This is a genomic window from Streptomyces sp. NPDC004647 (assembly GCF_040609575.1).
Taxonomy (GTDB): domain Bacteria; phylum Actinomycetota; class Actinomycetes; order Streptomycetales; family Streptomycetaceae; genus Streptomyces.
On record NZ_JBEXKU010000001.1, the window covers coordinates 1 to 19,272 of the forward strand.

General features: G+C 67.7%; 13 protein-coding genes. 3 read left to right on the forward strand and 10 right to left on the reverse strand.

The window, feature by feature from the left end:
- Positions 1-94: 94 nt before the first annotated feature.
- Positions 95-484: a hypothetical protein gene (locus tag ABZW18_RS00005; RefSeq protein WP_356179758.1), complete on the forward strand. Its 390-nt coding sequence runs from the start codon at positions 95-97 to the stop codon at positions 482-484.
- Between the two features lie 265 nt (positions 485-749).
- Here ABZW18_RS00005 and ABZW18_RS00010 read toward each other — a convergent pair whose 3' ends face one another.
- Entirely contained in the window at positions 750-1,970 is a 1,221-nt protein-coding gene (locus ABZW18_RS00010; protein WP_356179760.1) for a hypothetical protein, read from the reverse strand.
- Between the two features lie 555 nt (positions 1,971-2,525).
- Here ABZW18_RS00010 and ABZW18_RS00015 point away from each other — a divergent pair.
- Positions 2,526-3,311, forward strand: a complete 786-nt coding sequence (locus ABZW18_RS00015) for a helix-turn-helix domain-containing protein (protein ID WP_356179762.1) — start codon at positions 2,526-2,528, stop codon at positions 3,309-3,311.
- 196 nt (positions 3,312-3,507) lie between these two features.
- Here the strand turns inward: ABZW18_RS00015 and ABZW18_RS00020 are convergent, their stop codons facing one another.
- The 8 genes from ABZW18_RS00020 to ABZW18_RS00055 form a co-directional block, all read right to left on the reverse strand.
- On the reverse strand, positions 3,508-4,005 hold the full coding sequence (locus ABZW18_RS00020; RefSeq protein WP_356179763.1) for a hypothetical protein: 498 nt from the start codon (positions 4,003-4,005) through the stop codon (positions 3,508-3,510).
- A 379-nt stretch (positions 4,006-4,384) separates the two neighbouring features.
- Complete coding sequence (locus ABZW18_RS00025) at positions 4,385-6,433, reverse strand: NACHT domain-containing protein (protein WP_356179764.1); 2,049 nt, start codon at positions 6,431-6,433, stop codon at positions 4,385-4,387.
- A gap of 302 nt (positions 6,434-6,735) precedes the next feature.
- The gene (locus tag ABZW18_RS00030) at positions 6,736-7,815 is read right to left on the reverse strand and encodes a helix-turn-helix domain-containing protein (RefSeq protein ID WP_356179766.1); all 1,080 of its coding nucleotides are present in this window, start codon (positions 7,813-7,815) and stop codon (positions 6,736-6,738) included.
- 71 nt (positions 7,816-7,886) lie between these two features.
- Positions 7,887-8,735 (reverse strand): tryptophan synthase subunit alpha, encoded by an 849-nt coding sequence (gene trpA, locus ABZW18_RS00035; protein ID WP_356179767.1) that lies wholly within the window; start codon positions 8,733-8,735, stop codon positions 7,887-7,889.
- A gap of 588 nt (positions 8,736-9,323) precedes the next feature.
- Positions 9,324-10,589 carry a glutathione synthetase gene (locus ABZW18_RS00040; protein ID WP_356179769.1) on the reverse strand — a complete coding sequence of 422 codons (1,266 nt, stop codon included), beginning with the start codon at positions 10,587-10,589 and terminating at the stop codon, positions 9,324-9,326.
- Positions 10,590-11,710: 1,121 nt separating this feature from the next.
- Positions 11,711-12,043, reverse strand: a complete 333-nt coding sequence (locus ABZW18_RS00045) for a cupin domain-containing protein (RefSeq protein WP_356179771.1) — start codon at positions 12,041-12,043, stop codon at positions 11,711-11,713.
- Positions 12,044-12,087: 44 nt separating this feature from the next.
- A complete protein-coding gene (locus ABZW18_RS00050; RefSeq protein WP_356179772.1) occupies positions 12,088-12,870 on the reverse strand; it encodes an NAD(P)-binding domain-containing protein in 783 nt (260 codons plus the stop codon).
- Between the two features lie 190 nt (positions 12,871-13,060).
- Positions 13,061-15,004 carry a helix-turn-helix domain-containing protein gene (locus tag ABZW18_RS00055; protein ID WP_356179774.1) on the reverse strand — a complete coding sequence of 648 codons (1,944 nt, stop codon included), beginning with the start codon at positions 15,002-15,004 and terminating at the stop codon, positions 13,061-13,063.
- 895 nt (positions 15,005-15,899) lie between these two features.
- Between ABZW18_RS00055 and ABZW18_RS00060 the strand changes: the two genes are divergently transcribed.
- A complete protein-coding gene (locus tag ABZW18_RS00060; protein WP_356179775.1) occupies positions 15,900-16,913 on the forward strand; it encodes a nucleoside hydrolase in 1,014 nt (337 codons plus the stop codon).
- A gap of 8 nt (positions 16,914-16,921) precedes the next feature.
- Here ABZW18_RS00060 and ABZW18_RS00065 read toward each other — a convergent pair whose 3' ends face one another.
- Positions 16,922-19,201, reverse strand: coding sequence for a tetratricopeptide repeat protein (locus ABZW18_RS00065; RefSeq protein ID WP_356179777.1), 2,280 nt, complete (start codon positions 19,199-19,201; stop codon positions 16,922-16,924).
- Positions 19,202-19,272: the final 71 nt, after the last annotated feature.

Genomic DNA, 19,272 nt, shown 5'->3' on the forward strand with positions numbered 1-19,272 from the left:
GAGGGTGTCCACGTCGTTCGTCACAAAACGATCTTGGACACCCTCGTTCTCGTCTCCGCAGGCACCCCTTGGACCACACCACCAGGAGGAACCAGTGTCATACCCGCAACTACTCACCCCCGAGGAGAAGCTCGCCGACGCGAAGAAGCAGCTGAGCCTCCCGCGTATCGTCGTGATCTGCGGCTCCACCCGCTTCATGACCGAGATGACCGAGGCCGATCTGCGGGAGACCAAAGCCGGAAAGATTGTCGTCAAACCGGGCTGTGACATGAAGTCGCCGCACGAACTTTGGTCCGATCCTGTCGAGGCCGAGGCGCTGAAGGTTCGACTCGACGATCTGCACCGAGCGAAGATCCGGCTCGCTGATGAGGTGCTCGTAGTCGGCGACTACATCGGAGACAGCACCCGAGCCGAAATCGCCTACGCCCGGTCACTGGGCAAGCCCGTGCGGTTCACGCACCCCGAAGTCGACCCTGACGCCTGACCGCCCGCTGCCACCTCGACAACCAGGGCCGGCAGCCCGCCGCCTGACCGTCTCGCGGTGGCTTCGGCCGCCGCCCACCCCACCCCCTCCGCAGGCATCCCTTGGAATTGATCATCTAGGGCAGCAACAGCCCTGATGCTGCCACGACGTCGGACCACCTCCCCACGACGCTTACGCACAGTGAACGTCCGCCATCATGATCCGCAAACTAACTCTCTCAAGATCCGCAAACAAAAACTCTTAACGCGCTTCTGACCTGCACGGTTCAGTTCATGATCCGCAAACTAAAATCCTCGGTCACAGCGGTGAGGCGGGGGGTGCGCAGATGGGTCCCGGCGCTGGAGAGGCGGGCCACGCACTGCGGGTAATCGGAGCCGGTGACCAAGACGTGCCCGGTTCGGCGCAGGGGGCCGACGCGGTGCTCTGTGTCGTAGTGGGCGACGTGGATGAAGGGGGTGGGGGCCGCAGCGTCCGGGGTGGTGCTGAATGCTGTGGCCGTTGTGCCGTGGAGGTAGCGCACGGCCATCGCGCCGAGCGGTGCCGGTTCGATGCGGGCGGTGTGGCCGACCGCGTGAGCGGCGGTCGCGGTGACGAGGTCGACACCGGTGACCTGTTCGATGAGCTGGGCGGCCAGAGGGTCGGTCAGGTGGGGCGAGATGCTGATGATGCGCGGTCCAGTCGCGGTGATACGGAGGCGTACCTGCGCGGGGCCTGTGTGGAGACCGACTGCGGCGAGGGCTCTGCTGACGCTGGCTTCGATCGCGGTGACGCACACGTCGTCGGCGTCGACGACGAGTTCGGCAGGGACGAGGGCGTGCTCGGCGGCAGGATCAAATGTCGTGTGGGAGAGAGCGATGACGTGGGTTCCGCTGTGAGTGCCGTAGGTGTAGGCGGTGGCCTCGAGGCCGTCGAGGAGCGGCTCGATGACGGTGCCGGTACCTGGCCAGGTCGCGGTGGTCACGGCCGAGAATGCTTCGGCGAGATCGGGCAGGGCGCTCACCGTTCGCGCGGCGTAGCGTCGGCGCGGGGAGTCGGGCTTGCATATGAGGGGAAAGCCGACGTGGTGGGCTGCTTCGAGGGCCTGCTGGTAGGAGTCAGCCCGGAGGCTAGAGCTGCCTTCGATCCCGGCCCTTTCGAGGACCGCGGCAGTGCGGTGCCGCGCGCCGCAGGTTTGAAGGGCCTTGGTGTCCGGGCCGGGTAGGCCGAGCTCCTGGCGTACGAGGGCGGCCGCGCGCTGGTAGGCGGGTTGGAAGGTCATGATGCCGTCAATGGTGTGGCTGTTGGCGAGCTCTTGTACGACCTGGAGCACCTGTGTGGGCTCCAGGAGGCTCGCGGTTCTTGCTGCAGCGAGGTAGGGGCGCTGCCAGGTCGGCGGGCGCTCGTCGAGGAGGAGTAGGGGGCTTGCTGCGGCCAGGCGCTGCATGGCGTGCTCCCACTCGGCGCACGGTCCGGTTCCGAGCAGGAGCAGGTGGCTCGGGGGACTCATGGTGTCGTCCTGTGGCGGCATTGGCTGTTCAACGGCGGTGCTCCTTGGGGTGGTTGCGGTGCACCGGGGGTGAGCCGCTGAGGTGGCTGGGGCCACTCTTTCGGCGTGTGCATGAAGGGGCAATGGCTTCTCCTTGGATCCTCCCTGGCAGCGGGCGACTTGGGCGCTGTGTGCCACATGGCGGGATGCGAACCGATGTATCGATCTCTGCTGGCGGGAGGCGTTCCGCCCAGTGGGTCTTAACGTTGAAGCACCTGGTCAGGCTGGTGTCCTGGAGGAGCTGGGCTCGGCGCGGTTCGTTGCGGATAAGTCGCCGCGGATTAGTTTTCTGGGTGGCTTCTGGCGGAGGGTCAACGCTCACAGACCGGATTTGACCTGGACTGATACCCAGCCGTTAGGTCGATTCGGTGTCCTGTCAGACCTGTTGGGACTCGATAGGAAGTGCCGCTTCCTGGAAGAGGCCGTTCCTCCCAACTTCGCGGTTAGAGAGTAGAGATGTTCCTTGACGGGCCCGTGTGGCGGGACCGGGGCAGCTTCGATGGGGAGGGGTAGTCGATGATCGAGTCTGATGTCGTTGCCGCAACGGGCTTGGCCGACGACGGGATGACTGCGCATTCGCGGGTTTACCTGGTGCTGCAGACGCTCAACAGAATGGGACCCGGTCTGCATCCTCTGAGGAGGATCATCGACGAGTCGGGTGTCACCAAGAGCACGGTGCACCGGATTCTGCGCGCCGGCGTCGCGGCCAAGCATCTCGTCTATCGCGCCCCGGGCCGGTACGGCGTCGCTACCGACGTCGCGAATCATCGCCCGGACGCGAGTGTGCATCTGAACTTGGCTCACAACAGTGCTCTGGAGCGAGAGACCACGGCTCTGCAGCGCCAGACCGCGCAGGTTGCGATGGCGTTCGGGGCGGTCCTCATCGATGACACTCCCGGTCGCCTGATGCTTAACCACTCCTACGGGAGGAGGAGTGACTTCCAGGCGGCGTTTAGCCATGCCAGCGTCGATATCAGGGTCGCTCTGCGGTATTCGCCGCTGCATGCAGACGCGGCGGGTCTGGTGATCCTCAGCCATCTTGACGGCGCTTCGCAGAGCCATGTGATGCGGGAGATCCGCTCCGAGGGATACGTGCTGACCCCGTCGCCGTTGCCCGACTGGCTCATGCTGGCCGTTCCGCTGTGGCGAGGTCAGACTGTGACTGGTGCCCTCAGCGTTGTGGGTCTGCGACCTCAGATGCAGCGTAATCGGTCCGAGTACGCCTCTGCCGCGCTGGCTTCTGCTGCCCGGCTCAGCCACCGTTGTGAGCTGGCGAGCGGGCAAATGCGCCTGGCCGGCTGATGCACCAGCGTCCAGCGAAGGGAGCGGATGTGTGACTGAGCGCTTTAGACGGCGGGTGAATGCGCTACCTGGCGGATCTGAGCGTCGTACCTGGCGAGCGCATCGCCGCAGCTCACGCCGAAAATGCCCCGATGTCGAGCCTTCCCCGAAGCACTGCCACAGTACCTCGCCGTACGCCTGAACCTGCTTATCAGCCTCAGCTTACCCGTACGTCGTTGCGGATCGCGTCCACTTCACCGGCAAAGGCATCAAGGTTCACGTCTTCGGGCTTGACCGTCGAGCGCAGCACCTCTCTCACCGTCGCGACCGTGGAGGCGTCTGCCCAAGTGCATGCCGCTTCTACCGTGTCGAAGTCCACGTCAGGCATCCGCCGAGTGGTCACGCGGCACTGCAGCGGTTCCTGGGAGCCGGGCGGGGTGATCGTGCGGGGTCCGACCAAGGGGCGCGGTCCGTTATCGCGGCGATCCAGTACCCGAAGGAGTTCATCACGTGCCGTCACTGGGCTCAGGACGGTGCCATAGACCCCGGTGACCGACAGGGCCAGCGCCTGAGAGCGTTTAGAAACGGGGTTGTAGGCGCCAAAGGCAGCCGTCGGGTGCTCGACTTGCCCCGACATCAGCTCAGCCAGAGTCTTGTCCGGGCCAGCTGCATCACGGGTACGTCGGTAGTGGCCGTGCGCCAGGGTGTCCGGCACGACCAGCCGGTGGTACACCGACGCTGTCCGCTGCGGTTTCGGGGATGACTGGGCCATGTCCGAGCCGGAACCGCTGCCGCATCCGGCTGTCGCCGCCACTACCGCTATGACAGCCGCCCATGCCGTACGCCTCACACAAGACTCCCCGTTGATACAGCAGTAGATGACCACGACAGCTTTGCAGACTTGACCGGTGCAGGGGACACCGACCGGTCTCTCCGACCTGAACGTGAGCGCGGTAGGTGGCGAAACCAGCCACCTACCGTGCTCAGTCACAACCAGCGTCCAGCGAAGGGAGCGGATGTGACTGCTCCCTTCACCTAGCCCCCGTAGCACTGGTGTTGGCCGGCACAGGGGCAAGTCAGAGCGATGGACTCCGCTATTCACACGCTCCGGAGCGGCAACTACAGGATCTGTCACCCGACTGTCGAGCGAGGTGGCGTTGCAGCTCGATGTGCCGGAACTGGTACACCGCCCCGACTTGCCGCAGTACACCCCGACGCTCGTGCGCATCCTGAAGGAACGTCATCAGATCCCACGGGGTTTTGTGGCCTACTGTCAGGTAGGCCCTGGTCAGCGTGAAGTCTGCCCATGCTGTTTCCTTCCGTCCAGCTCCGAATCCGGCCGCGATTCCGACCACGAGGCCACTCGCGAGACCGCCGTGGCGGCCGAACGCAAACCCGACCACGAGACCGCACATGAGCCCGGACGGAAGGGCCAGCGTGAGGAAGGTGCGTCGGTCCAAGGCGAGCAGTGTGGCAGGTCCGACCGCGGTAGTCAGGTCTTGTCTCTCTACCGCGTGCCCGAGCACGAGCCCGAGCAGGAGTGCGCCCCCGATTCCGCTCGCGAGGCCGTCCGCCATCCCGATCCCGACCGCGAGTCCAGCCGCGAGCGACTTGGGAGACCAGCGCAGCCGGGCGCTCGGGCCGCGGCCGCCTGGGCGCACTCCCTGGCCTATGAACGCCGCCCACCCGGCCACGAACCCGCCCAGGAACCCGACAATGAGCCCCGACACGAGTCCGCTCATCAGCCCCACCACAAGGCCCAACCCGAGCCCGACCGCCAGCGCGGACAGTAGCGGCCATAGCCGGCGGGTGTGGGAGGGGATGGCGTGGTGGAGTGCCCACCAACCGATGTCGGGGCTGCCTGCGCGGTGGGTTTCTAAGTGCTGAGCGACGAAGACAAAAGTGCGGTGGGCCTGGTCTACGGACCAGTGCGGCGGGTTGGGGCTGTGGGGAGCGTAGGCGGCGGGGATGAAGGTGTTGAGCAGGTGGGTATGGAGAGCGGTGGCGGTGGGGAAGGCCGCAGCGTTGCAGAGTTCGTCCGGGTGGGGGGCAGGGCCCGGCGATGCCTGTGGGTGGGGGCGGGGGTTGTAGATGGTCCGGGCCAGGAACAGTCCCAGCGGGGTACTCAGGGCCTGCGCGAGGGGAGTATTGGTGCCCAGCTGGGAAACCACTGCGTTCCAGCGGTCGGCTGCGGCAGTGTGGGCGCCGCCCGCATCGCGACGTAGGTAGGCGGCGGCGTGGTCGGGGGGGGGGAGGGGGAGCAGTTGGATGCCTGCGGCCCCGTTGAGCCGCACCACGGTGTCCGGTCGGGTGAGGGCGGCGCGGTACTCGGTACTTCGGCTTGCCAGGATCACGGGGTGTTTGGGCGGCAGGGACTGGTTGAGGGTGTCCAGCGCCAGGGCGTGCAGGGCCGGGGGAAGTTCATCGAAGCCGTCGAGGATCGGCAGGATGCGTCTGGCGTCCATTAGGGCCTGGGCCAGGTCGTTGGGGCCGGATCCGGGCATGGCTGCAGTGCCGGGGGCGGAGGTGCGTAGGGCAGGGTGGCTTTGCCGCAGAGTATCGGCCATCCACCCTTCCAGTTCCTGGTTGGCAGGGTGCCAAGTAGCGAGGGAGAAGATCACCGGCACCATGCCGCCGCCTTCGGGACGCCGCTCGATCAGATCCTGCAGCAAACGGATCAGCAGCACGGTCTTGCCTGAACCGGGATCTCCCAGCACAACCAGGCGCCGGGTGGGCACGCGCTGGGCGAAGACCTCGCCGATCTGGGCGTCGGTTCCTGCCAGCCCCGCGGCGCCTGGGGGCCAACGGGCGGGATCGCCCGGCGATCCGCCAGGCCAGGCATGCGCCATACCGGTCAGCAGGCTCCATGGCTCGATCAGGTCAGCATCGGCCGCCCGCCAGGCGACCGGCAGTGGATAGGGGTCGTTCACCCGACGGATTCCCGTCTCGATGTCCCACTGCTTCCTCACTGCTCGCGCCAACTGGTCGGCGACTGCATCCAAACCCGCTGCGGTGGCTTCGGCGCGGTCGTGGTGGAAAGCGGTCCAGGCCAGGTAGGCCGGCCCCAGAGTGGGCAGCAACGTGGCCGCCGTCTCGGCCACCCCCAGCTCGAAATGTCGGGCCAAGGCCAGCGCCGCGACCATCCCCAACGCTGTGAGCAGCACATACCGGCTGCCCACTCGCGCCGGTCCACCGCCGTGTCCCCTAGTTCCCACGTCGACTATCCTGCCGCCTCCCGCACCGCATGGAGTGCCCTTTCAACAAGGCAGGGTTACTCCTCCGCGGCGGTCGCTCCCCCAGGCCATCCTCGCGCCGGCGATCGTGCGGCCCAGCAGGCTGATGACCGCCGGTCCCCCCAGACCGAGCGCTATGGGTTCCTGACCGCATAGGCGGCGGCCTCTGCCGGAGGGTTACTCCGGTTGGATGTTCAGCCGGAGGGCGGCGGTCACTGGGCGTTGTGGTCGTGGGTGGTTCGCTGCGTCTGAGGGGGCACGCCGCGAATACTGTCGCCTGCTGGTGCGGTGGGCACCATCGTGATGCGGGTGTATCCCATGGCCTGCAGGTGCCTGGGTGTCTCTCCTACGAGCCTGCAGCCGGTCTGGCTCAATTGCGGGTTCGGGTGGTGCAGGGCCCGCGTGGCGCCGTGCTGCTGGAGGACATCTGCCCCGGAGGACAGTACCCAACTGGGCAGGGCGTACAGGTACAGGTTGTGGAGGTCGGGGCGCAGAGCGACTTCTCTGCGGATGGCGTGCAGGGCGCGGTCCTGGTCGTGGACTTCCAGCGCTGACGAGAGCTGGGCCAGCATGGGGAGCAGCCAGCTGTTTTTGTGGTCGGCCAGGACGCTGGGTGCATCTGGGTGAAACAGTACGAATCGCAGGAAGTTGCGTTCCGGCATGGCGGTGGGGTGCTGCCGGATGCTGTCGAACAGGGCGCGGTACGCCGGGTTCGCCATCTTCACGTCCCAGCGGTGGTTGATGAGGAATGAGGGGAAGGCGACGGCGTCCATCATGGTGGCGTAGTCGTGCAGGAATGCCTGCGTCTCTGGGTCATCGGGCATGACGTGCCCGGCCAGCGACCTCAGGGCCTGCTGGGGGTCGCGGTTCACGGCGAGTCGGAAAAGACGCTGCTCCTGGTGTGCGGTCATTTCCAGGGCTTCGGACAGTGCGTGGAGCTTGTGGTCGGTCCACTCTTTGACCCGTCCGCGTTCCCAGGTGCCGTATGCGCGGGGACTGATGTCGAGTCGGACGGCGATGTCGACCTGGCGCAGTCCGAGCTGCAGCCGGCGGCTTTTGAGGAGGGCGTTGAGCCGCTCTCCCCGCAGAGCTGCGGCTTTGTGATGTGTGGTCGCGGTCAGTGGCGATGGGCGGTGGTGGGTTCGGGCCGTTGCCTCTCGCTCTCGACTTTGCGGGGCGGGCCGCCGCTGGAGTTGGCCGGGCTGTGGGAGGAGTGGGCGCTGGAGCGGAGTGGTGGGCTGCTGGGCCCACCGGCGGACCGCGGGCTGTCGCACTGCAAGAGGGGTGGCCATCGAGGTCCTGGTCCTTCCGTGGTGGTGTCCGCTGGTGGGGGCCGTTGGCGGTGTGCTCTCGGCCGGGTGGATCAGGCGGCTGCGCGTGTCGGGCTGCGAGCTCCTGCGGCGAGTTCGCTGGCGAGCGCGGCAGCGGCGGCGATGCCCGCTGGGCCGGGTGTGGCTTGGAGGAGTCGGATCAGGGCAGAGCCGACGATGACGGCGTCTGCGTAGTGGCTGACCTGGGCCGCGGCTTCGGCGGTGGACAGTCCGATGCCTACGGCGATGGGAAGCGTGGTGATGCCGCGAAGCCGTTCCACGGTGTGGGGCAGCCCGGGATCGAGGGGCCCGGTGTGCCCGGAGACGGCACGCGCTGCCGGGACGTAGATCATGCCGGTGGCGGCTGCGCATACGGAGGCCAGGCGGGCGGTGTGCGCGTGGGGGGCGACGAGGGGAACGGTGTGCAGGCCGTGTGTGCGGGCGGCGAGCAGCCAGGGTTGTGCTTCTTCGAGCGGTAGGTCGGGGATGATGGCCCCGGCAGCGCCGGCCTGGACGAGGTCGGCTGAGAATCGGTCCGGGCCGTAGTGGGCGACGGGCTGCCAGTAGGTCATGATCAGCAGGCTGGCCGGTGATGACGCGCGGAGCTCTCGAACGGCCGCGAACAGATGGTGAAGTCGAAAGCCGGCACGGAGGGCTTGCGCTGTGGCGAGTTGGATCGTGGGTCCGTCGAGCAGTGGGTCGGAGTAGGGAACGCCGAGCTCGAGGACCTCGGCGTGCTGCCCGAGGGCGTGGAGGGTGGCGAGGGACTGTCGGAATGTCGGATAGCCCACCGGCAGGTATGCGGCGAGTGCGGCCCGGCCCTCGGAGCGGACGGTTCTGAACGTGTGGTCCAGTTCCGCGGCGGCCTCGTTCGGGGCCGGCGGTGTCGTGTCGAGGGGCACAGGAGCTCCGTAGGGGTGAGGTAGGGCAGCCGGGGGCTGCCTTCAGGGGCGGGGAGTGGGGGGCCTTGCGGCTCTCGCCCCCGGTACCGGGCCCGGCAGGGGGGGTGTGGTCGGTGCGAGCCGGGAGGGTGGCGCCGGGGTCGTGTGGCCAGGGGCCGAGGAGTTTGGAGGCTGGCAGTGCGACCGCATAGAGGTGAGGGGGCAAGCGGGCCTGGTACTCGGCGAGTTCTCGGGTGCCGGACGGTTGCGGGGCGTTGATGGCCGCTGCTTGGAGCAGGCTGATCGCTTGGTGGGCTTGCGTTTCTGGCCCGCTCCAGCGGATGGCGAGGAGGTCACAGCCTTCCGGCACGCGTTCCGGAAGGCTGTGAGTGGAGGCCTGTCTCCAGCGTGGGCAGGGGTCGATGACGATGACGGCGTAGAAGCTGCCCCAGCGGTGGTGGGCGGCCTGCACCGGGGAGGTGAAGGTCATCGATGCGGGTCCTGCCGGGGCGTGGTGGAGGGCGTGGGGATGAGGAACGGCCTGTATGGCAGGGGCCGGGGACGGCAGTGGGGTGGGATAGGTCAAGTGGCTGGGGGGTGGCCGCGTGGTCATGCCGTGGTCCAGCCGTACAGGCCGAGGCTCTCTGCGGCGCGGATGGTTTGGTGGTCTTGGTTGATGGCGCGTATGTCGTCGGCCATCAGCAGCAGTTGTCCCGGGCTGGTGCCGGCGAGGACGGAGGCGCCGGGGTCGAGCGGGGTAGTGGCGACCACTGTGGGCAGGTTGACCAAGGTGTGCAGCAGCGGTTCGCAGAGCGCGCCGTGGCGGTTGGCCACGAGGGAGACCTTGGTGAGGTGGGGGCGGCGGCCGGTGCGTGCGAGACCTTCGGCGCGGCCGGTGGTGAGGGTATGGACGGTGTCGCGGATCGGGTTACTGCCGGTGGCCTGGTACAGGACGTCGGCGGTGAACGTGTCGTGTGGATCGGTGCGTAGGGAGAGCAGGACGGGGCCGCGGTCGGGCTCGTAGATGATCTGGCTGCGGGCTGGGCCGTGGGTGATGCCGAGCGCGGTGAGGATGCGCAGGGTGTAGAGGGCGAGGGCGCGCGGCAGGAGTCCGTGCCGGCTCATCAGGTCGGTGCGGTAGGGGCGATGGTCCGTGGTGCGGGTGTCGGACCAGATTTCGGTGACCGTGTGGTTGGGGGTGCCGTCAAGTCCGGGGCTGCTGACGGTGTGGACGAGGTACTGGGTGCCGTGCAGATGCTCTTGGAGGACGAGGGGGCGGGGCGCGTGGGCGGGGTGCTGCAAGAACTGCCATGCGCTGCGGATGTCGCCGCTGGTGCGGCACAGGTGGCCGCTGTCAGGGCTGGTGGGGTCGGCAGGCTTGAGGACGCTCTGCGGAAGGCGGCAGTGGGCTGCCCAGGCGAGGGCTTCTTCGAGGTGGGTGGTCCGGATGACTCGGGGTGCGGTGATTCCGGCGCGTGTCAGGGCTGCCGCGGTGCGGCCGAGGTCTTGGCGGAGCTCGGACCGCGTGGGGTCGTTGCCTGGTAGCTCCAGGCGGTGCGCGATCCGGTCGGCGAGTTCGGTGCCGTCGGCGGATCCAGCGATGACGGCGCCGACACCGAGTGCACGAAGCGCCTTCGTTGTGCGGCGCAGGCTGCCGTCGTGCCGGACGCGATGGAGGTACGGGGGGGCGGCGGTCCCGCAAAGTTCTGCTGCGGGGCGGGCGGTGGGAAGGATGACGGCGACGCAGTCCCAGCCCTGTCGGGCGAGCTCGGTGCAGTAGTGATGACCGGCGCCAGCAGGCCCGATGACAGCTGCGACGCCCGTGCGCCAGGCCGGGGGCGCGGCCACTGCAAGGGCTGAGCTAGCAAGGGCCATGGGTGAGGACTCCAAGGGGTTCGGTCCGGTGAGGCGGGGCGGCAGGTGCAGCGGTCAGTGCCGGGCGGGCGGCGGGTGAGTGGGGGCGCCTGGACGCGGGGTACGTCCGGGGCGCCCCCACGCTCAGTCGAGGGCTGGCCGCTCAGGGGGGGAGCGAGCGGGGAGCGTTGGCGGGGAGGCCGGTCTCGCCTCAACTGGTCCTGGTCAGGGGGTGTGGGATGGGCCCTCTGGCCAGGAGATCTGCAGTTCAGGGAGCGGTGGTCCCCCTGGTTCGCTGGGGGTCGGCGGCATGCCGAAGGCCCGCGGGTCGCGGCGTCGGCTGTGCGCGCCAGGAGAACCGGTCTTTGATGCAGGAGGCTGAGGGGGTGTGTGGCCGGCAGGAGCTGGTGCTGGGAGGGCCAGCTCCTGCCGGTCCACTCGCTCAAGGAGAGTTGCTGGCTCCCCATGGCGATGACGGCCGGCCCAGGTAGCTAGTCCGGGCCGGCGGGCCGTCGTCGGGCGGTTGCTAGCCGCGGTGTCCGACGACGTCGGGATTTCGCTCGTTGACCCCGCCCCGGCCGCCCGCTCTGCCGCCGGGTTTTGTACGCGTATCGGCCCTCAGGTAGGCCCCGTCGTGTGGCCAGGTCTGGCCGGAGGCGAGGGGTCGGTTGCCTTGGGAGGGCTGGCCGATGGGGCCGTGAGTGGGTGAGGGTTCTCGGCGGGGGTGTGTGCCGGTGGCGGCGGGTGTCTCGATCGGCTTGTGCTGGTCGTTGTCGGTGCATGCCGTGGGCAGGGAGCGTTTCGCTGCCTGGGGTGCGCCGAATGCGGTCAGCTCGAGAGCTGTTGCCGCGGCGATCGGTTCCGCTTCTGCGGTGAGGCGTCCGCGCATGGGTGGTTCCCCTCCGGTACGGGGCTGGCTACTCAGGAGGTTGACCGGTGCCCTGTCCCTGCCGGGATGAGCTGGTCTATCCTGAGTACCGCCGATGAGGTGCATCTCGTCGGTGGCAAGCCCCAGTGGGTTGTTTGATCTGCTGGGTTCAGTCATGTAGCGGCCGGTTGTGGTTCAGCAGACGGCCGCTGGGTGCGGGTGTGAGTGCTAGGTGCTGGGCGGGCTGGGTGTTATCGGTCCCCCCGGTACCTGCTCACGCATTCTGGTCGGCGAGCACGCCGAGGATGCGGCCTCCCTTTTCCGACCACGGATGGTGCACGGTGCCGGGTCGAGCCAGCCAGACCGTTCCTTTGGGATAGGTTCCGTATTCGTCCTTGATTTCTCCCTCGACGACGAATGCGGCCTCACAGTTGGTGCCGTGGAAGTCTTCTCCGGCATGTGAGTCCGGCGGGAAGGTGAAGACGTAGACGGAGACGCCGCCGTATTGCAGGAGACGTGTTGCCTGGACGTTTCCGGCGTCGGCTCCCATTTTCGGCTCGTCGTCCATGTGAGCGTAGGTGAATCCCGTGTCGGCCTGTGTCGTCATGAGAGCTCCTCTGGTGGTCGGGCGCGGTGATGGGGCTCGGGATCTCACCGGGGATGGATGGTTCCCCCGCGAAGAGGCAGGTGTGGGGGGGCGGCAAGGTGGCCTGCTTCAAGTTCTGCGAGGTCGAGTTCGCTGAGGGGGCCGAACAGGGCGGCCGCTGAGGTAGGCCTGGTGTCGGCCGGGAGCGAGTGGAGTGGTGCCGAGGCCAGTTCCAGTTCCAGCCGTGCGAGCGTCTCGGCCGTGTGTCGTGGCATCGGTGCTGGAGGTGTCAGGCCGAGGCCGGGCGCGGTGAGTGCCGCGAGGGTCAGTCCGTACAGAAGCGAGGCGTCTGCGTCCGCTATCGGTTTTCCGCCCTGGAGTGCGTTGTTGGGCGGCGTGCGCTGAACGGCCGTCCCGTCCGGGTTCCAGCTCAGGGGCGCGCTGACAAGGCTGAGGTGGTGCTCGGTGGCGGCGACGGAGGCGGTGTGTGCCTCTTCCTGTGTCACGGGCCCCATCTGCAGCCAGACCGAACCGACTGCCAGATGGGGAAGCACGTACGGGATGATGGTGGAGGACAGAATTGCCGGGTTCCGGAACGCTGTGATGATGATCCGGCACTCCGTCAGGTGTTCGGACCATTCCTCGCCTGCGGCAGCCAGTTCGGCAAGTGCGGCTGCTTCGCGGGCATTGCACTCCTCTGGGAGTGTCCACATTCCAGCTGCCATGCCGGCTGCGCGCAGTCCGTCCGTCACGCGAAAGGCGTCGCGGGCCGAGGCGAGCACGGTAATGGCGGGGAACGGCATCAGATACTCCGGCGGTCGGGTGTGTTCTTTCGACGCTGGAATCACGCTATGGATGCTGTCGCTTTGGCGCTATTGCATGAGTGCACGATCTGCGGCGCGGTGCCTTTCGGATGTGCACAGTCGGGCCGGGGGGGCCGTGTGACGGTGATGGCAGTGCACAGTTGCGGTGTCCGGGGGTGACGGCTGTGCACAGTCGCTGCGACCCCCTCAGTGGCTATGTCTGCTGTGGGGCGGCTCATGTCGGCTCCCCGGTGGTCGGGGAGCCGAGGTGGCGGGCACCCGGATGCGGTTGGGTTAGGGCCGGCCGGCCGGTGGCGATGAAGAGCGCCAGGGCGAGGTCTTGGACACCTATGGCGTCGGGGGTCAGGTCCTGTCGGATCAGTTCTTCCATGGCCCGTATGTGGCTGCGAACGGTAGCCACTGACTTCTCCAGGGCACGCGCGGTGCGTTCCAGGTTGGATTCGTTTTCCAGCCACACGCACGCGGTGTGCACGAGATCGCGATGGTCGGATCGCACGGGCTGGAGGAGCTGGTCGGCCCACTCTTTGACTTCCGGGGTCGTGAGCAGCTCGGCCAGGTCAGGCTGGTGCACTTCGCCGGAACCAGGGTGCTCCGAAGGCTCGGGGAGGGTGAGGATGTCCAGGGCGAGAAGGACGGGGATCTGGTTGATCAGTGAGCTGAGGTCGAGTGAGAGGAGTTCAGCGGCCGCCTTCACACGCTCGCGCACCGTGTTGCGGTGCACCCCCAAGATGCCTGCTGCTTCGTTGTAGGAGAACGGCAGGGCCACGGGAAGGGTCTCCAGGAGCTGTTCGCGCTGGCTGCGGCGCAGCTTCATGATCTGGGCCAGGCAACGTTCGGCCCAGGCACGTGCCGCATGGCGGTCGAGAATCGGGGCGAGCTTGGCCTCCGGTTCGGCGACCTTGACCCGATCCGGTTCGTGGGCGGCTTTCCTCAGTTCCTTGAAGGCTTCGACATAGGCGTCCGCGGTCCGGGCCAGGGGGTGGCGCTGGCTTCCGCCCATGAGGTGATCGTCCAGGTTCGCGATCAGGCGCCGCAGGTCAGCGGCAATGCTGTCGTACTCCCCGTCCGGTGTGGGGTCGACGATGAGGACGTGATCGGCCTTTCCGGGGCAGAGGGTCACCAGAGCGCGGCCGGCGAGGGTGCTTTCGCACCGACGCAGCGTGGGTTCGCGGTTTTCGATTCCGCAGTCGATGACGTAGACGCGAGCCATGTCGCTGTCGAGCAGTCCGGGGGCCAGGCCTGCGAACGCACGCTGGGCCTTGACCGATTCACCGACCATGAGGAGTTGGAAGACGGCATGGCGTACCCCGCGGGCATCTTCCAGCGCGACCCGGTGGTCGTTGCATGCCTGGTCCACCAGGCCGATGAGTCTGGCCGCGTGCTGAACCAAGCTGGCACTGGCGCTGTCGAACGCAGTGCGCGAGGCGACGGCGAGGACGGCTTCATTTCCCGTGCCGGGGGAAATGGAGACCAGCCTGGTGTGCGCGGTGGCCTGCTCGGCGGACGCTGCGCGCTGGGTCGCGTCAACCGCCTGGCTGATGACAGCGTGTGCGAGGTCGGCCGGGGCGGTGCGGGGGGCAGCGGCGAGGACGCCGCGCTCTGGCTCGCTGACCAGGACCTGTCCGTCCAAGGCGCCGGCCAGCCACTCGGCGATGTGCTGAATGGCGCTGTGGTCCGCGAGTTGAGCGGGCAGCCGGCTCAGCAATCCGTTCAGGTGTTTGACCTGGCGTTCGGCGCATTGTGCGCGGGACTGCTGGATGATTACGTTGGCGCCTTCCCAGGATGTGGGAGGGGCTGTCGTGGTCAGCAGTGGTATCCGCAGGCGGCTGGCGAGACCGCGGGTTGCGGCGGGGTAGATGTGGGTGCTGTGGGCCGGCACGGCGAGGGCGAGCCCCGCCGCCTGGTGGTGTGCCAGGTGGCGCAGCGCGCGGTCGATGGCCGCCGCGGAGGCACCCTTGAGGGGTGGGCTGGTGAGCCGGACGAGAACCAGGGCGTTCGCGGTCTGCGTGTAGTCGGTCTGCTTCGTTGCAAGATCGCTGAGGTTCAGGGTGACGACTCCGGTCACCTGGTTGCCTGCGTGGACTGTTGGATGGCCCGGCTCAGCGAAGCGCAGCTGCAGCTCGGTCCTCTCCCCCACCAGGTACCCGAGAGTCGGCATGGCTTCTCCCTTGCTTCCGCCAGGTCGCGATGCCCTCGTCTGGTCGGCGTTTGCAGGTGGTGACTGGATTCGCGCCGGGAGCGATGCGGGGGCATCGTGATCGCTCAGTGGCGCGCCCGGCGTTTCACGCTCCCCTCCACGGGCCCGTGCCCTGGCGGGCGTGAGGACGACCGGGGTGAGCGCTTTGGTGAGGCGAGCTGAATGTGGGCTCCGTGGCGGCCGGGTGCTCCTGCGGTGGGCCCGGCTTCGTTGAGCGGTTCGCCACGGTGGTGTTCAGGAGGTAGGTCGAGGTGGTGACGCTGGCGTACCGGGCTCTAACGGATGGGTGTTCGCGCACCGGGAATGGTGCCGCGCACGCGTGGACCGTGGGCGCCGTGCGAGGTGTCCGGCCCCTGCGAGCCGCGGCTGAGGAGCGTGTGCTCGTCGTCCACCAGCCCCCAGGGCCCTGTGGCTCGATTAACGGGGGCGGACGCAGGGTCCCGCTCATGCGCGAGGTGAGGCTCACGCAGCGCATGGCTGTGGTGCGGATCAGCCTGGTCCTCAGTGGGGCTTGCGTCTGCAGCCCGCGGTCGGTGGCTGCGGGGCGCGTGGGCGTCCACGGAGCACTGCGCCATGTCGGGTCGAGTGGGGGCGTCGAGCGCCAGAACACAAGGTGTCCCGGGTGGGGCACCGGCAATGAGGGCCGGTCAGGATTCCCCGGGTGCCGAGACATCAGGCTCCCGGGAAACTGGTTCGGACTCTGTCTTGTCTGGCGCATGTCACTCACTGTTGCTCACGCTGCAACCGGCGGCCAGTGTTGGCCTGTTGCCTATTCCGGGAAACGCTGGTGGTTGGAGCCGCAGGGGGACAGACTCCTGAGGAAACCCGGCGTTGGAACTACAGGATGAGGATCCGCATGGCTTTGACCGGCGCAGGCAGCCCGCAGGACGGTGGACGTCGGCCCGTGGTGATCGATACGGATCCGGGAGTGGATGACACCTGGGCCATCCTGGCGCTCGCCGGTCGGCCGAACGTGGAACTGGTGGCCATCGGAGCCGCACACGGCAACGTCCCTGCGGCTACCTCTGCAGAGAACGCGCTGCGTGTGCTGGATGCTGCCGGGCTGCACCAGGTACCGGTGGCGGTGGGCCATCCAACGCCGCTGCAGCAGGCCTTGCATACGGCTGAGTTCGTCCACGGCGACGATGGTCTGGGCGGCCATGCCGGCCCGCCTTCCCGGCGTCGGCCCGCGGATGAGTCGGCGGCCGAGCAGCTCGTACGGCTGGCTCGTCAGCGCCCGGGGGAGCTGTCGCTGCTGGCCTTGGCCCCTCTCACGAACATTGCGCTGGCACTGCGCCTGGAGCCCATGCTCCCTCAGCTGGTGAAGCAGGTTCACTACATGGGTGGTGCCTTCCGCAGTCCCCGCGGCAACATCACTCCTTGGGCGGATGCCAATACGTGGCACGACCCGGAAGCTGCGGAAGAGGTCCTGCGCGCGGGTTTTGACTTGACCATGGTGCCGATGGACGTGACTGAGCACGCCTTTGTCGACGAGGGGTGGCTGGAGGAAATCGCCTCGCACCGGACTCCCGCCACGGACTTTGCGACGTCGATCATGGGAAACTACTGCGAGCTCTACGCCAGTATGAACGGGAGTTACGGGTGTGTGATGCATGATCCGCTCGCGGCCGCGATCATGTGTCAGCCCTCGCTGGCCCGCTATGAAACGCACCCAGCCGTGGTCGAACTGGCTGGCCGCTCCAGGGGCGCCGTGCTCCTGGATCAGCGTTCCGAAGCTCTGCGTAACCTGAACGGCATATCTGACAACCGGCGTCCTGTGAAGATTGCGTTCGCCGTGGATGCCGGGAAGTCGAAGGAGTGGATCCGGGAGGGTCTGCTGAACCTCGATCCAGACGTTGGCATCCAGTAGTGATCGTTTCAGTTGGCCTCGTCATCGAGATCGCTCAGCTGTTCGCGTATTTGTGCGGCGCGAGGATCGCCGAGCTGCTCGAAAATGTCGTGCGCCGCTTGCCATGACTCTCGTGCTCGGTCCCGGCGCGCCTGGGCCCGCCAGCCGGGGTCCTTCGCCTCGTCAGCGGGATGATCATCGTGGAGAATCCGGGCGCGCCGGTCGAGGGCGTCAGCTGCTCCCCAGTCGTCTCCGGCGGCCCGCCGGCGATCCACGCTGCGGTCCAGGCTCTCCACCGCCGCATCCAGCTCGCCCCGCTGGAGCTGGAGGTTGGCCCTCCTGAGCCATGTCATGGCCTCGCCATACGGGTCTTCCAGGTCCCTGGCCAAGCTCAGGGATGCATCGAACGCACGCTGCTCATCCTCCTGTCGTCCCAGACGGCCATAGGACTCGGCCACGCTGGCGAGCACGATGGCCTGGCCGTGAAGGTCAGCGGCCTCCTCGAAGAGCTGGAGAGCCTGCTCGAAGCGGCTGCACGCCCCCGCCGTGTCTCCCTGGTCTGTGTCCGCGAAGCCCAGACAGGTCAGCACCCATGCCTGTCCGTGTCGGTCGCCTATCTCCAGACGCAGGGCGAGCGCCTGCTCCAGATGCTGGCGCGCCTGGTCGTAGGAACCGGACTGACGGTAGGCCTCGGCGAGGTTGAGAGCGACCCACGCCTGAGCCTCTGCTGAACCGGCGTCGGTGGCAGCCTGCAATCCGACCCTGTGCGTCTCGATCCACAGGCCCCACGGTTTCACCAGCAGAAGCCAGTTCCACAGCCGGGTCGGTATCTGCCACGCGGCCGGGAGGCCGTGCTGGGCGGCCATGCGGACGAGGGGCTCGAAGTTGGCCCCCTCCGCATCACACCATTGCCGTGCCGCGTCGACTGCCGTGAAGGTCAGCGGTGTGACACCAGGTGTTGGAGCATCCAGCGGTGCGACGATCCGCTGCGGCGCCAGGGTGAGATTTGCTGCATCGACGGTATGTGCGTACCAGTCAGCGAGACGGCGCACTGCAGCTGTGCGGTCGGGCTCATTTTCTTCCTGTTCAACGCACTCTGCGGCGTATACACGGAGCAGGTCGTGGAAGCGGTAGGTGTCCTGGAATATCTCTTCCAGAAGGTGAACGCCGACGAGCTCCTCCAGCAGGCGGCGTGTCCTGCCGGGAGGCTGCCCGATGAGCGCGGCCGCCGCAGGGGTAGTGATCCGCCGGCCAGGAAACAGGCCCAGGAGCCTGAATGTACGGGCGACCGCGGCGTCGATCTCGCGGTATGAGGCGTTGAAGACCGGCCGCATGGCCAGGTGAGGGTCCTCGCCGTCAGCCAGTCTGTCCAATCGGTCCTCGGGGTCGGCAAGTTCGGCGACTGCGGCGGCCACCGGGAGGTGGCGGTGGGTGGCCAGTCGCTCGGCGGCTATGCGCAGCGCGAGCGGCAGGTGTCCGCACCGACATGCCAGATCCCGGACGGCTTTCGGCTCGGCGTCTGCCCTCGTCTGTCCCAGGACTGCAGTCAGCAGCTGGACGGATTCCTGCTCCTCCATCGGCTCCAGGGACACCCGGCGCGCGCCGGTGCTGACCGCGAGGCTGGTCAGCCGCCGGCGGCTGGTCACCAAAACGGCGCACCCAGGGGCGGCGACCATCAACGGCCGTACCTGCTGGGAGGATGCGGCGTTGTCCAGGAGCACCAGCACGCGGCGGTCGGTGACGAGACTACGAAAGAGCGCGGCCCTCTCGCTGATGTCTATCGGAATCGCCTCGGCCGAGAGCTCGAAGGCGCGCAAGAAGCTTTCCAGCACGTGGCTGGGATCGACTGGTTGGGCCCGGTGAGTATGTCCCTGGAGGTCGGTGAAGAGCACGCCTCCGGGGAAGCGATCTGCGACGCGGTGCGCCCATTGGGTCATCAGGGCGCTCTTACCGGCCCCGGGAGGGCCGTCGATCGACAGGGCCAGGGCGGTGCCCTCTCGCTCCGCATCGGCAAGAAGGCTGTCAAGCTCGCTGAGCACGTCGATGCGGCCGACGAATCCGGCTGCCCCCGGGGGCAGCTGCGAAGGCCTTCCCAGGCCCCCTTTGTGCGGGGCTGCCTGGGCCAGGGCGACCAACTCACCACGGGCGCCCAACACCTCGTCACAGGCCCGTGCGACCTCCGGGTTCGGCGGACGCTGTCCTGACTCGAGTTTGCTGAGGTATCCGGCGGAGTAGTTCGCCCGCTCGGCCAGTTCCCGCAGGGACAGCGCCGCGTCTTCTCTCCGCTTCCTCAACGCGTCCCCGAACATGCCCCGCCCCCCGTCCGCGGGCGCTCCGCGCCGGATCGTTTCCCCTGCTGTCCGGATTGAGCTGACCTGCC

Bases quoted from the DNA above. Each gene is read 5' to 3' on its own strand.
- ABZW18_RS00010 (WP_356179760.1), bottom strand. From the start codon at position 1,970: ATGAGTCCCCCGAGCCACCTGCTCCTGCTCGGAACCGGACCGTGCGCC.
- ABZW18_RS00015 (WP_356179762.1), top strand. From the start codon at position 2,526: ATGATCGAGTCTGATGTCGTTGCCGCAACGGGCTTGGCCGACGACGGG.
- ABZW18_RS00025 (WP_356179764.1), bottom strand. From the start codon at position 6,433: ATGGTCGCGGCGCTGGCCTTGGCCCGACATTTCGAGCTGGGGGTGGCC.
- ABZW18_RS00030 (WP_356179766.1), bottom strand. From the start codon at position 7,815: ATGGCCACCCCTCTTGCAGTGCGACAGCCCGCGGTCCGCCGGTGGGCC.
- ABZW18_RS00040 (WP_356179769.1), bottom strand. From the start codon at position 10,589: ATGGCCCTTGCTAGCTCAGCCCTTGCAGTGGCCGCGCCCCCGGCCTGG.
- ABZW18_RS00045 (WP_356179771.1), bottom strand. From the start codon at position 12,043: ATGACGACACAGGCCGACACGGGATTCACCTACGCTCACATGGACGAC.
- ABZW18_RS00055 (WP_356179774.1), bottom strand. From the start codon at position 15,004: ATGCCGACTCTCGGGTACCTGGTGGGGGAGAGGACCGAGCTGCAGCTG.
- ABZW18_RS00060 (WP_356179775.1), top strand. From the start codon at position 15,900: ATGGCTTTGACCGGCGCAGGCAGCCCGCAGGACGGTGGACGTCGGCCC.
- ABZW18_RS00065 (WP_356179777.1), bottom strand. From the start codon at position 19,201: ATGTTCGGGGACGCGTTGAGGAAGCGGAGAGAAGACGCGGCGCTGTCC.